The sequence below is a fragment of the Cellulomonas gelida genome (assembly GCF_006538725.1).
Taxonomy (GTDB): domain Bacteria; phylum Actinomycetota; class Actinomycetes; order Actinomycetales; family Cellulomonadaceae; genus Cellulomonas; species Cellulomonas gelida.
In genome coordinates, this window is record NZ_BJLQ01000016.1 from 64361 (window position 1) to 77151 (window position 12791).

The 12791-nt window shown below is 72.9% G+C and carries 13 protein-coding genes; 10 read left to right on the forward strand and 3 right to left on the reverse strand.

What is annotated here, in order from left to right:
* Positions 1-121: 121 nt before the first annotated feature.
* Entirely contained in the window at positions 122-1498 is a 1377-nt protein-coding gene (locus tag CGE01nite_RS09120) for a glycosyltransferase (protein ID WP_141370425.1), read from the forward strand.
* A gap of 106 nt (positions 1499-1604) precedes the next feature.
* Positions 1605-2342, forward strand: a complete 738-nt coding sequence (locus CGE01nite_RS09125) for a phosphoglyceromutase (RefSeq protein ID WP_048341567.1) — start codon at positions 1605-1607, stop codon at positions 2340-2342.
* A 278-nt stretch (positions 2343-2620) separates the two neighbouring features.
* On the opposite strand, the gene CGE01nite_RS09130 is transcribed toward CGE01nite_RS09125, so the two are convergent.
* Positions 2621-3574, reverse strand: a complete 954-nt coding sequence (locus tag CGE01nite_RS09130; protein WP_141370427.1) for a type IV toxin-antitoxin system AbiEi family antitoxin domain-containing protein — start codon at positions 3572-3574, stop codon at positions 2621-2623.
* A 249-nt stretch (positions 3575-3823) separates the two neighbouring features.
* Positions 3824-4486 carry a phosphate signaling complex protein PhoU gene (gene phoU, locus CGE01nite_RS09135; protein ID WP_048341566.1) on the reverse strand — a complete coding sequence of 221 codons (663 nt, stop codon included), beginning with the start codon at positions 4484-4486 and terminating at the stop codon, positions 3824-3826.
* Positions 4487-4745: 259 nt separating this feature from the next.
* Between phoU and CGE01nite_RS09140 the strand changes: the two genes are divergently transcribed.
* The 8 genes from CGE01nite_RS09140 to pstB all read left to right on the forward strand — a co-directional run bounded on the left by CGE01nite_RS09140 (position 4746) and on the right by pstB (position 11964).
* Positions 4746-5150, forward strand: a complete 405-nt coding sequence (locus CGE01nite_RS09140) for a DUF7144 family membrane protein (protein WP_048341565.1) — start codon at positions 4746-4748, stop codon at positions 5148-5150.
* A gap of 40 nt (positions 5151-5190) precedes the next feature.
* Positions 5191-5673: a DUF1269 domain-containing protein gene (locus CGE01nite_RS09145; protein WP_048341564.1), complete on the forward strand. Its 483-nt coding sequence runs from the start codon at positions 5191-5193 to the stop codon at positions 5671-5673.
* 113 nt (positions 5674-5786) lie between these two features.
* Positions 5787-7094, forward strand: a complete 1308-nt coding sequence (locus CGE01nite_RS09150) for a sensor histidine kinase (RefSeq protein WP_141370429.1) — start codon at positions 5787-5789, stop codon at positions 7092-7094.
* Positions 7091-7810, forward strand: coding sequence for a response regulator (locus tag CGE01nite_RS09155; protein ID WP_141370431.1), 720 nt, complete (start codon positions 7091-7093; stop codon positions 7808-7810). The genes CGE01nite_RS09150 and CGE01nite_RS09155 overlap by 4 nt, the downstream gene beginning before the upstream one ends.
* Positions 7811-7932: 122 nt before the next feature.
* Complete coding sequence (pstS, locus tag CGE01nite_RS09160) at positions 7933-9060, forward strand: phosphate ABC transporter substrate-binding protein PstS (RefSeq protein WP_048341561.1); 1128 nt, start codon at positions 7933-7935, stop codon at positions 9058-9060.
* A 110-nt stretch (positions 9061-9170) separates the two neighbouring features.
* Complete coding sequence (gene pstC / locus CGE01nite_RS09165) at positions 9171-10202, forward strand: phosphate ABC transporter permease subunit PstC (protein ID WP_141370433.1); 1032 nt, start codon at positions 9171-9173, stop codon at positions 10200-10202.
* Entirely contained in the window at positions 10202-11173 is a 972-nt protein-coding gene (gene pstA, locus CGE01nite_RS09170; RefSeq protein WP_141370435.1) for a phosphate ABC transporter permease PstA, read from the forward strand. The genes pstC and pstA overlap by 1 nt, the downstream gene beginning before the upstream one ends.
* Before the next feature lie 11 nt (positions 11174-11184).
* A complete protein-coding gene (gene pstB, locus CGE01nite_RS09175; RefSeq protein ID WP_048341558.1) occupies positions 11185-11964 on the forward strand; it encodes a phosphate ABC transporter ATP-binding protein PstB in 780 nt (259 codons plus the stop codon).
* Positions 11965-12094: 130 nt separating this feature from the next.
* Here pstB and CGE01nite_RS09180 read toward each other — a convergent pair whose 3' ends face one another.
* Positions 12095-12661 (reverse strand): hypothetical protein, encoded by a 567-nt coding sequence (locus CGE01nite_RS09180; protein ID WP_141370437.1) that lies wholly within the window; start codon positions 12659-12661, stop codon positions 12095-12097.
* Positions 12662-12791: the final 130 nt, after the last annotated feature.

A 12791-nucleotide genomic window follows, 5' to 3' on the forward strand; every position in this document is an offset into this window, starting at 1 on the left:
CGCGGGACGCCCGACTTGAGCAGATGATCCCGGTTGTGACCGAATCGTGATGTTGCCGTCCGGCGTCCGGTCGGTGGGATGTGACGCGCTCGCCCCTGCAGCGCTCGCGGACTGGGTGAGAATGGCGGCCGGACCGAGTCGAGCTGGAGGAGACGTGGAGCAGGCGCCGCGCGTCGCGATGCTGTCCGTGCACACCTCGCCGCTCGACCAGCCCGGCACGGGCGACGCGGGCGGCATGAACGTGTACGTGCTCGAGCTCTCGCGCGCCCTGGCCGCGCGTGGCGCGCGCGTTGAGATCTTCACGCGGGCGACGTCGTCCGAGCTCCCCGAGACGGTCGTGCTGCCGGGCGCCGAGGCCGACGGGACCCCGCTGACCGGTGTCGACGACCGCGAGCGCGTGCGCGAGATCCTCACCGCGGCCGAGGTGCCGCCGGGCGTGACCCCGCCCGTGCTCGTGCACCACGTGCCCGCGGGCCCGTTCGAGCGGCTCGACAAGAACGACCTGCCCGGCCTGCTGTGCGGCATGGCCGCGGGCGTGCTGCGCTGGGAGGCCGCACGCCGGCCCGGCTGGTACGACGTGGTGCACTCCCACTACTGGCTCTCCGGCCAGGTCGGGCGCATCGCCGCCGACCGGTGGGAGGTGCCGCTCGTCCACACCGCGCACACGCTCGCGAAGGTCAAGAACGCGTCGCTCGCCCCGGGTGACGACCCGGAGCCGGCCGCGCGCCTGCTCGGCGAGGAGCAGGTGGTCCAGGAGTCCGACGCGCTGGTCGCCTCGACGCCCGCCGAGGCCACCGAGCTCGTCGAGCTGTACGGCGCGGACCCGTCTCGGGTGCACGTCGTCGAGCCGGGGGTGGACCTCGACCGGTTCGCGCCCGTCGACGACGACGAGCGTGCGGCGGCCCGTGCCGCGCTGGGGCTGCCCGCCGACCGCGACATCGTGCTGTTCGCGGGCCGCGTGCAGCCGCTCAAGGCGCCCGACGTCCTGGTCCACGCGCTCGGCGTCCTGCGCGCCACCGGCCGTCCGGTGCCCCTGCTCGTCGTGCTCGGCGGGCCGTCCGGCCGGTCCACCGCGGTGCGCGAGCTCCAGGCGCTGGCGGAGATCACGGGCGTCGGCGACTCGCTGCTGATCCGCCCGCCCGCCTCGCGCGACGCGCTCGTGACCTGGTACCACGCGGCGGACCTCGTCGCGATGCCCTCACGCTCGGAGTCGTTCGGGCTGGTGGCGGCCGAGGCGCAGGCGGCGGGCGTGCCCGTGGTGGCGGCGGCCGTCGGCGGGCTGCGCAGCATCGTCGACGACGGCGTCTCCGGCGTGCTGGTCCGCGGGCACGACCCCAAGCGCTGGGCGACCGTGCTCGCGGACGTGCTGAGCGACCGCGAGCGGCTCGCGTCGTTCGCCGGCGCCGCACGGCGCTCTGCTGAGCGGTTCGGCTGGGAGTCCGCCGCGGACCAGGTGCTCAAGGTCTACGCGGTCGCCCGCGAGCGCGGCGGCACCTGACCCCGCGCGACGCCGAGCGCAACTGGCTCCTAGCCGCGATGCGTGGCGTGCCCGGGGGACGGACGTCCTTGCGACGGTCCGGTGCCGCTGCGGCAGGATGGGTCCCATGACCTACACCCTGGTGCTGCTCCGTCACGGCGAGAGCGAGTGGAACGCGAAGAACCTCTTCACCGGCTGGGTCGACGTGCCCCTGTCGGAGAAGGGCGTCGAGGAGGCCAAGCGCGGCGGTGCGCTGCTGAAGGACGCCGGCATCCTGCCCGACGTCGTGCACACGTCGCTCCTGCGCCGTGCGATCACCACGGCGAACCTGGCCCTCGACGCGGCCGACCGTCACTGGATCCCCGTCAAGCGCTCGTGGCGCCTGAACGAGCGTCACTACGGTGCGCTGCAGGGCAAGGACAAGAAGCAGACGCTCGAGGAGTTCGGCGAGGAGCAGTTCATGCTCTGGCGCCGCTCCTACGACGTCCCGCCGCCCGCGATCGAGCCCGGCTCGGAGTTCTCGCAGGACACCGACCCGCGCTACGCCGGTGAGCCCGTCGTGCTGACCGAGTGCCTCAAGGACGTCCTCGAGCGCGAGATGCCGTACTGGGAGTCGGGCATCGTCCCGGACCTCCAGGAGGGCAAGACCGTGCTGGTCGCCGCGCACGGCAACTCGATCCGCGCCCTGGTGAAGTTCCTCGACGACATCGACGACGACACCATCTCGGGCCTCAACATCCCGACGGGCATCCCGCTGGTGTACGAGCTCGACGAGAGCTTCAAGCCCACCGTCAAGGGCGGCACGTACCTCGACGCGTCCGCGGCCGAGGCCGCGATCGCCGCAGTGGCCAACCAGGGCCGCTGACCCCAGCACACCGGAAGGGGCCGCTCCACGAGGAGTGGCCCCTTCCGCTGTCCCCGCCCTCACGCCCTCCTCGCCCTTCCGCCACGACGAGTTCGGCACTCCTGCGCGAGGTCGGCACCCCGGCGCGAGCTCGTGCGTCCGGAGTGCCGCGCTCGCGCCTGGCTGCCGATCCCGCGCCAGACTGCCTGCCTGCCTGGCGTCGCGCGCGTGTGGACGGCTGCTGTGGCACGGCTGGCGCGAGGCACGCTGTTCGGAGCGCGGCGGTTCCGGGAGCGGGTTCAGCTCAAGAGGTCAGGGCGGGGGCGCACCGATCGCTGCACCGAGGCGGGGAGCAGGGGCAGGATCCGTGCGGAGAGAGCTGACCCGCCCAGGTCGGCGGACACCACGCGCACGACGCGCTGACCGGCCTCCTGAAGCGCGTCGTGGCGGCGCTTCTCCGCCATGAACGTGGCGCTCTCGGCACCGCGGTACTTGCCCTCTCCGTCGTACTCGGCGAGCACCGCGAACTCCGCCCAGCCCCAGTCGGACCACACGGTGCCGAGGTGGGTGCGCACGGGGACCTGCGTCTGTGGCAGCGGTAGCCCGTCACGCAGCACGACGAACCTGCTCACCGTCTCGTACGGCGACTCGGCGCCCGGATCTGCGTAGGCCACCACGGCCCGCATCCTGACCGCGTGGCGCGCGCGGTGCGCGTCGTGCGCACGGCGGGCGACGTCCTCGGGATCGGCGCCCGCGGCGAGCGCGGCGTCCGCGACGACGAGGCCGGCGACGGGTGCCAGCATCGCGGCGCAGTCCAGCAGCGTCCGCTCGAGGCTCGTGACCCGGACACCGGCGACCGAGCGCACGTCGTCGTCGTCGAGACGCGCGGTGTGCCGGACGATGGCGCCGTCGCTGCGCGCACTGGCCCTGCTGGGGTGCATCACATGCACGTGGGCGGGTGTCCGCAGCAGCGGAAGCCCCCACAGCAGTGCCGCGCTGACGTGGGAGAACACCACGGGAGCGCGCAGTCGACGTGCCACGCCGGCCACCCGGGCCAGCGCGAGGGTCCGTGCGTCGAAAGCCGCCGGGTCGGGTGTGGCGTCCACGGGCAGGTAGGTGCCGTAGCCGACCTTCTGCCACCGGCCTGCGCGCAGGTGGGCGGCGACGACCCCGCGCGGTCGGTCCGAGGCGAGGTGCACCAGCGGCAGCCGCGTCGTCGGCGCGGGGCTCTTGGCCCCCGGTCGTCGTCCCATGCCGCGCAGCATCGCCGCTCCGCGAGCGCACCCGGGCCGCCGCGCACCCTCCTGTGGACAACCGGGCGACACCCGGTCCCGCGCCGCCGGCCCGCCCCCGACGAGATCGGCACTCCCGCTCGAGCACGGCAGTCCGGATGCACGAGGTCGAGCGAGAGTGCCGAGGTCGATCGGTGCGCCAGCGGCGGATCAGCCTGAGGCCGCGCCGCTCAGGGCGCGGCCTCAGGCGGGGGTGCTCAGGGCGCGGCCTCAGGCGGGGGTGCTCAGGTCTTCGGCGACGGCGCCGGTGACCAGGTAGGTGACGCGGCGGGCGACGGAGACCGCGTGGTCGCCGAAGCGCTCGTAGTAGCGGCCGAGGAGCGTGACGTCGACGGTCTGCTGCGGGGTGCCGGTCCAGGTGCCGCCGAGCAGGGCGGCGAACGTGTCCTCGTGCAGGCCGTCGAGCAGGTCGTCGTCGGCCTCGATGCTCTCGGCGAGCGCGATGTCGCGGTTCTCGAGCAGCGTGGTCGTGCGGCGGGCGACGCGCACCGCGGCGTCGTGCATCTGCGCGAACGTCGCCGCGAGCGGGTCGGGCACGGCGTGGTTCGGGTAGCGGCCGCGGGCCACCTGGGCGACGTGCCGGGCGAGGTCGCCCATGCGCTCGAGCGTCGCGCTCATCCGCAGCGCGGAGACGACGATGCGCAGGTCGGTGGCGACGGGCTGCTGCTGCGCGAGGAGCAGGATCGAACGCTCGTCGAGGTCGCGCTCCATGGCGTCGATGCCGAGGTCGTCGGCGATGACCGACTCGGCAAGTGCGAGGTCGGCGGTCAGCAGCGCCACGCCTGCGTCGGTCACGGCGCGCTCGACGCGTCGGCTCATGGCGACGAGGTCCTCACCGAGCTGGGTGAGCTCGGCGTCGAAGATGTCCCGCATGTCAGTCCTTCCCTCAAGGCGCGGCCACGGCCGTGGGCCGGGTGGCCGCCCTCACGGTCGCAGGCGAAGGTGAACGAGCGGGACCGTCCGGGTGAACGCCCGGCGGCTTTCTGGGCGACGACCACGCACGGCGGACCTGCGCGCGTCACCCATTGTGGATGAGATGCACGAACCGGACATCTGGCTAGGCTCGGCCTCGAGCGTCCGCCCGGGTGTGCGACGAGCCCTCCCGGGAGGCCCTGACGAACGGGGGACTGCCATGGAGCAGAGGGTCACGGGGTGGGTCGGCTGGGTCTGGTTCGGCGCGTTCGCGCTGCTCAGCGTGGGCTTGTTCAACCTCATCACGGGTCTGATCGCCGTCTTCGACGAGGACAAGCTGCTCGCCTGGAGCCCGGCGAACGGCGCGTACGTGCTCGACATCTCGACGTGGGGCTGGGTGCACCTGTTCCTGGGCATCCTGCTGACGTTCACCGGGTTCGCGTTGTTCGCGGCGGCCGGCTGGGCGCGCGTGGTCGCGATCGTGGCGATGCTGGCCGCGATCGTCTGGAACTTCTTCTGGCTGCCGGTGACGCCCTGGTGGTCGCTCGCGATCATCGTGCTCGGCGCGCTCGTGCTGTGGGCGCTCACGGTGCACGGTGACGAGGTCGAGCGCGCGGTGCGTTGACCTCAGACGGTGCGGGGCAGGGACGAGAGAGGAGCGGTCGATGACGACGTTCACCGCCTGGAGCTTCAAGGACCCGGACGGCGCCGGCAAGGCCCTCGCGGCGCTGCAGAGCGCATCGTCGGACGGGCTCGTGAAGATCGTCGACCATGCGGTCGTGCGGTGGCCCGAGGGTGCGGCCAAGCCCGATGTGGTGCACGGGCACGAGGACAAGTGGCGCGGCACGGGCTGGGGCGCGTTCTGGGGTCTGCTGTTCGGCTCCCTGTTCTTCGCGCCGCTGCTGGGCGCGGCCGCGGGTGGTGCGCTCGGCGCGCTGAGCAAGAGCCTCGAGGCCGTGGGCATCACCGAGGACCAGCTCGGGACGATCCGTGACCAGGTGACGCCCGGCACGTCGCTGCTGTGCGCGGTGACCGACGAGGGCAACCTCGACCGGGTCGCGGAGCGGTTCCACGGCCTGAACCTGACGCTCGTGGCCACCAACCTCACCGAGGCGGAGCGCAGCACGCTGCTCGAGGCGTTCGGCTGAACGACCAGCCACGCGCGCGAGCGCGTGAACGACAGATGAACGCTGGACGAGCGTCCGGTCGCCGAGCGCCCGCCTGGTCTGATGCCGACCGCGTGCCGCCCTAGGGTGGCGCTGTGGACGGTATTGACGGCCTGGCGCCGCTCGTGGCCGGCTTGCTCGGCGTGGGCGTCGGGCTCGCCTCGGCGCTCGCGTTCCGCTGGAGCGAGCGCGCGCAGAAGCACGCGCCGCCCCAGCCCGAGCCCGAGGTCGACGACGGCCTGGTGCGCACGCTCGCCGTGCTGCGCTCGGCCGCCGTGGTGCTGGACGAGCAGGACAACCTGGTGCGCGCGAGCGCCCCGGCCTACGCCCTCGGGCTGGTGCGCGGTGGGCGGATCGCGCCGCCCGCGATCCGCGACATGATCGCCTTGGTGCGCCGCGACGGCGTGATCCGCGACGAGGAACTCGAGCTCGACCGCGCACCCGTGGGCCGCGGCTCGTTGCTGGTGCAGGTGCGCGTCGCCCAGGTCAGCGGGCGCCACCTCGTCGTGCTGGCCGAGGACCTGACGCAGGCGCGCCGGCTCGAGGCCGTGCGGCGGGACTTCGTCGTCAACGTGTCGCACGAGCTCAAGACGCCCGTCGGCGCGCTCTCGCTGCTCGCAGAGACCGTGCAGGACGCGGCCGACGACCCCGAGGCGGTGCGGCGGTTCGCGGGCCGCATGCAGGCCGAGGCGCAGCGCCTGTCGGCGCTCGTGCACGAGATCATCGAGCTCTCTCGGCTGCAGGTCGCCGGTGCACTGGGCCCGCTCGCGATCGTCGACGTCGACGCGGTCGTCGCCGAGGCCGTCGACCGCGCGCGCACGGGCGCCGCCGCCAAGAACGTGCGCCTCGACGTCGGCGGCGACACGGGCGTGCAGCTCTTCGGCAATCACGACCTGCTGGTCACGGCCGTGCGGAACCTCGTCGACAACGCGATCGCGTACTCGGGCGAGGCGTCGCACGTGGGGGTGGGGGTGCGCGAGCACGGCGACGTCGTGGAGATCGCGGTGGTCGACGAGGGCATCGGCATCTCCCCGTCCGAGCAGGAGCGGGTGTTCGAGCGGTTCTACCGCGTGGACGCGGCGCGCTCGCGGGCCACCGGCGGCACGGGCCTGGGGCTCTCGATCGTCAAGCACGTCGCGGGCGACCACGGCGGCGAGGTCACGGTGTGGTCCCAGCCGGGACGCGGCTCGACGTTCACCATGCGCCTGCCGCGCGTCCCGGGTCCGGACACCGCAGCGCCCGACGAGGGTCCCGCGGGGCCGGCCGACGAGCACGGCGTGACCCGGCTCGACCAGACCACGCTCGACCAGACCTCGCCCGACCAGACTTCGCTCGACCCGGGCGCCCACCCCGACACCGACCCCGACCAGGGAGAGCACGTGCAGCACCGGAGTGCGTCATGACCCGCATCCTCGTCGTCGAGGACGAGGAGTCCTACCGCGACCCCCTGACGTACGTGCTGCGACGCGAGGGGTTCGAGGTCGTCGAGGCCGCGACGGGCCCGGACGCGCTCGCGCGGTTCGACGAGGGCGGCGCGGACCTGGTCCTGCTCGACCTCATGCTGCCGGGGCTCTCGGGCACCGAGGTGTGCCGGCAGCTGCGCACGACGAGCGACGTGCCGGTGATCATGCTGACCGCCAAGGACGACGAGATCGACAAGGTCGTCGGCCTCGAGCTCGGCGCCGACGACTACGTCACGAAGCCGTACTCGTCGCGCGAGCTCGTCGCGCGGATCCGCGCCGTCCTGCGCCGGCGCTCGTCGTCGGCCGCCCCCGGCGAACCCGCCGACGAGCTCGAGGACGACGACCTGCTCGTGGCGGGGCCGGTCGTGATGGACGTCGAACGGCACACGGTGCGCGTGCGCGGCGAGCTCGTGGGGTTCCCGCTCAAGGAGTTCGAGCTGCTCGAGCTGCTGCTGCGCAACGCGGGTCGCGTGCTGACGCGCGGCCAGCTGATCGACCGCGTGTGGGGCTCGGACTACGTCGGGGACACCAAGACGCTCGACGTCCACGTCAAGCGCGTGCGCGCCAAGATCGAGGACGACCCCGCGAACCCGTCGCTCCTGGTCACGGTGCGTGGGCTGGGCTACAAGCTCGAGGACGCGACCCCGAGCGCCTGAGGCGTTCGTCGGCCAGCGTTCACCCGGGGTTCACCCGCTGACCCAGGGCGCGTCACGTCGAAGGGCCAACCTGCCGTTGCGCGCACATCCCGGTGCGCATCGGATCGAAGGACGGACCCACAGTGAAGCTCTCCCTCCACGGCCGCGTCGGCGCGGTCGCCCTCGCCGGCGCCCTCGCCCTCACGCTTGCGGCCTGCGGATCGGACGACCCCATCGCTGCCGCCACGGGCGGAGCCGGCGCGAGCGACGCGCCCGCCAGCGACGCTCCCGCCAGCGAGCTGTCCGGCGAGCTCAACGGCGCGGGCGCCTCCTCCCAGGAGAAGGCGATGGACGCGTGGCGCGCCGGCTTCCAGTCGAGCAACCCCGACGTGACGATCAACTACGACCCGGTCGGCTCGTCCGGCGGTCGCCAGCAGTTCATCGACGGCGGCGTGGCGTGGGCCGGCTCGGACTCGGCGCTCAAGCCCGAGGAGATCGAGTCCGCCAAGGCGCGCTGCGAGGCCGTCGACATCCCCGTCTACGTGAGCCCCATCGCGGTCGCCTTCAACCTCGAGGGCGTGACCGAGCTCAACCTCTCGGCGGAGACGATCGCCAAGATCTTCCGCGGCGAGATCACCTCGTGGGACGACGCGGCGATCGCCGCCGACAACCCCGACGCGACGCTGCCGAAGCTCGCGATCACGCCCGTGCACCGCGCCGACGGCTCGGGCACGACGAAGAACTTCACGGACTTCCTCAACAAGGCCGCGGGCGGCGTGTGGACCGACGAGGCGGCTGACGACTGGCCGCTGCAGGGCGGCGAGTCGGGCACCGGCACGTCGGGCCTGATCCAGTCGGTGCAGGCCGCGCAGGGCACCATCGGCTACGCCGACGAGTCGGCCGTCCCGGCCGAGCTCGGCCAGGTCAGCGTCAAGGTGGGCGACGCGTTCGTCGCGCCGACCGCCGAGGCTGCCGCCGCGGCCCTGGCCGCGTCCCCGCGCGACGAGGAGCGCGGTGAGCACGACATCGTCGTGAAGGTCGACCGCACGACGACCGCCGCGGGTGCCTACCCGCTGATCCTCGTGTCCTACGCGGTGGCGTGCCTCGACTACGACTCGGCCGACGAGGCCGCGCTCGTGCAGGGCTTCCTGGGCTACATCGTGAGCGACGAGGGCCAGGCCGCCGCGCAGCAGTCGGCGGGCTCCGCGCCGCTCCCGAGCGACATCGCCGCAGAGGCGCAGGCCGCGGTCGCGGCCATCACCGGCGCCTGACCCCTGTCGTCGGTGGCCGGCCTGTCCCGGGGGGGACGCGGGCCGGCCACCGACGATCTCGCGGCCCCGCCGCGGGACGTCCCCCCCGAGTCCTCCCCGAAGGAGCAGACGTGACTGCCACCACCAGCCCCGCGCCGCCGGGGACCGAGCCGGGCGGACTCCCGGAACCGCGACGCCGGCCGTCGCGCCTGCGCCCCGCAGGCCGGGCCCGCACGGTCGAGCGCGGCGCGAGCCGCGTGTTCCGCTGGACCGCGACGAGCGCCGGGGCCCTGATCCTCGTGGTCCTCGCCGCCGTCGCGGTCTTCCTCGTCGTGAAGGCGATGCCCGCGCTGACCTCGACGTCCGCCGAGCTCGTGGACTCCGTGAGCTTCATGCGGAACTCGTCGTCGCTGCTCGACTACGTCGGCCCGCTCGTGTTCGGCACGGTCCTGGCGGCCGTGCTCGCGCTCGCGCTCGCGGTGCCCGTCGCGATCGCGATCGCGCTGTTCATCTCGCACTACGCGCCGCGCCGCCTGGCCTCGGGCCTCGGCTACGTGGTCGACCTGCTCGCCGCGGTGCCGTCCGTGGTCTACGGGCTGTGGGGCGCGATGGTCCTGGCGCCGATCGTGCAGCCGGTGTGGAGCTGGCTGAACTCGACGCTCGGCTGGATCCCGTTCTTCTCCGGCACGGTCTCGCCCACCGGGCGCGTGATCCTCACCGTGGGCGTGGTGCTCGCGGTCATGATCCTGCCGATCATCACCGCGGTCAGCCGCGAGGTGTTCCTGCAGACGCCCCGGCTGTACGAGGAGGCGGCGCTCGCGCTCGGTGCGACCCGCTGGGAGATGATCCGCATGACCGTGCTGCCGTTCGGCCGCTCGGGCGTGGTGTCCGCCGCGATGCTCGGTCTGGGCCGCGCGCTGGGCGAGACGATGGCCGTGCTGATGATCCTGTCGCAGGGCTTCCTGTACAGCGTGCTGCTCCTGGTCGCCGGGCAGCAGCAGACGATCGCCGCCAACATCGCCGCGCAGTTCCCCGAGGCGAGCGACCAGGGCATGTCGGTCCTCATCGCGACGGGCCTCGCGCTGTTCGTCATCACCCTCGTCGTCAACATGTCGGCCCGTGCGATCGTCGCGCGGCGCAAGGACTTCTCGGGAGCCAACTGATGGCCACCACCACGGACGCTCCCACGCCGTCCTCCTCGTCCGCCTCGTCCTCGGAGCTCGCGAGCCTGCTCCGGCAGGTCGACCCGCGCCGCCGCCGCACCGACCGGGCCATGCGCTGGATCATCACCGGCGCGTTCGCACTGGCGATGCTCCCGCTGCTGTCGGTCGCGTGGACCGTGGTCTCGCACGGCATCGAGCGGTTCGACATGTACTTCCTGACCCACTCGATGCGCGGCGTGTACGGCGGCATCGACGCGGGCGGGATCTACCACGCGATCATCGGCACGGTCGAGATCACGCTCTTCGCGACGCTGATCTCCGTCCCGATCGGCCTGCTCACCGCGATCTACCTGGTCGAGTACGGCCGGGGCCACCTCGCGCGCGCGGTCACGTTCTTCGTCGACGTCATGACCGGCATCCCGTCGATCGTCGCGGGCCTGTTCGCGTACGCGCTGTTCGCCGTGATCCTGGGCCCCGGCATCCGCATGGGTGTCGTCGGGTCGGTCGCGCTGTCGGTGCTGATGATCCCGGTGGTCGTGCGGTCGAGCGAGGAGATGCTGCGGCTCGTGCCCAACGAGCTGCGGGAGGCCGCGCTCGCGCTCGGGGTGCCGCGCTGGCTCGTCGTGATCAAGGTCGTGCTGCGCACCGCGGTGGCCGGGATCGTCACGGGCGTGATGATCGCGATCGCCCGCATCATCGGCGAGACCGCCCCGCTGCTCATCACGGTCGGCGTGGCCGACTCGATCAACTTCAACCTCTTCGAGGGTCGCATGATGACGCTGCCGGTGTACGTGTACCGGCAGTTCCAGCAGGGGCTGATCCCGTGCTCCGCGGACGACATGTCGTGCATCGCGACCATCACCTACGACCGCGCCTGGGCGGCTGCGCTGACCCTGATCCTCCTGGTCATGCTGCTCAACCTCGTCGCGCGCCTCGTCACCCGACTCTTCGCCCCCAAGACCATCAGCTGAGGACCCCCCCCATGGCACAGCGCATCGACGTCAAGGACCTGAACATCTACTACGGCGAGTTCCGCGCCGTGGCCGACGTGGCGATGTCCGTCGAGCCCCGCTCGGTGACCGCCTTCATCGGCCCGTCCGGCTGCGGGAAGTCGACCTTCCTGCGCACGCTCAACCGCATGCACGAGGTCATCCCCGGCGCGCGCGTCGACGGGCACGTCGAGATCGACGGTGTCGACCTGTACGCGCCCGACGTCGACCCCGTGGCCGTGCGCCGGCAGATCGGCATGGTCTTCCAGCGGCCCAACCCGTTCCCGACGATGTCGATCGCCGACAACGTGCTCGCGGGCGTGCGCCTCAACAACAAGCGCATCTCCAAGGGCGACGCGCAGGACCTCGTCGAGGCCTCGCTGCGCGGCGCCAACCTGTGGAACGAGGTCAAGGACCGGCTCGACCGGCCCGGCTCGGGGCTCTCGGGCGGTCAGCAGCAGCGGCTGTGCATCGCGCGGGCGATCGCCGTCAAGCCGCAGGTCCTGCTCATGGACGAGCCATGCTCCGCGTTGGACCCGATCTCGACGCTGGCGATCGAGGACCTCATCGCCGAGCTCAAGGCCGAGTACACGATCGTGATCGTCACGCACAACATGCAGCAGGCGGCGCGGGTCTCCGACCGGACCGCGTTCTTCAACCTCGCCGGCCAGGGCCAGCCCGGCAAGCTCGTCGAGGTCGACGACACCTCGGTGATCTTCTCCGCACCGCGCGAGCAGGCCACCGAGGACTACATCTCGGGCCGCTTCGGCTGACCGCGCCCGCGGGACCCGTGCCGTCCGGGCGCGTGTCCGGCGCACCGTCCCGGCGCCGTCCTGCCCGGGGGACGACGAACGCCCCGTCGCTCACGTTGCGACGGGGCGTTCGCGCTGCGTGCGTGCGCGCTCAGCCCTCGGGCGCGGCGGTCGGGACCAGCGACGCGTAGTCGGGCAGCGTCCCGTCGAGGACGGGCACCCGCAGGGTCTCGCCGCCCGCGACGTCCGAGCTCACGCTGATCGGGGCGAGGCTGCCGGGTGCGACCGGCGTCGAGGTGACGCCGACACGCTCGGTGACCACCTGCAGCTTGCTGTCGTCCTCGGCGTCGGAGAGCAGGACCGTCTCGCCCGCGGGCAGGTCGATCGTCGCGGGGTCGTCGCTCGGCTCGGCGTCCGCCGCGGCGCCTGCGGCGCCGAACGCGATCGTCAGCGTGACGTCCTGGGTGCCGTCGTTCGTGAACGCGCCGTGCAGCACGCCGGGCTTGCCGGCGCCCTCGGACAGGATCATGAGGTTGATGCCCCGGACGTCGCCCAGCGTGACACCGACGCCGTCGGACGCGTCGTACGGCTTGCTGGTCTCGATCGGGTTGGTCGCCGAGCAGCCGGCCAGCAGCAGGCCCGCGGTGAGCGCGGCGGCGACGCCGCTGGCACGCAGGGGAAGCCGGACGGGCAGGCGGCGGGGGCGGTGCGAGGTCACGATGACTCCTGCTGCCGTCGCGCGGCGACGAGGCGCGCGCGGGTGGTCGAGGGCGGGGCCAGCCTATCGGTCGCCGTGCGCCAAGAGGCTCCTGAGCGGGCGTGCGAGGGACGTTCGTCCCTCGCACGGG

Coding starts and splice junctions, on each gene's coding strand:
- pstA (WP_141370435.1), top strand. CDS start 10,202: ATGGCCACCACCACGGACGCTCCCACGCCGTCCTCCTCGTCCGCCTCG.
- CGE01nite_RS09130 (WP_141370427.1), bottom strand. CDS start 3,574: ATGGGACGACGACCGGGGGCCAAGAGCCCCGCGCCGACGACGCGGCTG.
- phoU (WP_048341566.1), bottom strand. CDS start 4,486: ATGCGGGACATCTTCGACGCCGAGCTCACCCAGCTCGGTGAGGACCTC.
- CGE01nite_RS09120 (WP_141370425.1), top strand. CDS start 122: ATGGCGGCCGGACCGAGTCGAGCTGGAGGAGACGTGGAGCAGGCGCCG.
- CGE01nite_RS09155 (WP_141370431.1), top strand. CDS start 7,091: ATGACCCGCATCCTCGTCGTCGAGGACGAGGAGTCCTACCGCGACCCC.
- CGE01nite_RS09140 (WP_048341565.1), top strand. CDS start 4,746: ATGGAGCAGAGGGTCACGGGGTGGGTCGGCTGGGTCTGGTTCGGCGCG.
- CGE01nite_RS09145 (WP_048341564.1), top strand. CDS start 5,191: ATGACGACGTTCACCGCCTGGAGCTTCAAGGACCCGGACGGCGCCGGC.
- pstB (WP_048341558.1), top strand. CDS start 11,185: ATGGCACAGCGCATCGACGTCAAGGACCTGAACATCTACTACGGCGAG.
- CGE01nite_RS09125 (WP_048341567.1), top strand. CDS start 1,605: ATGACCTACACCCTGGTGCTGCTCCGTCACGGCGAGAGCGAGTGGAAC.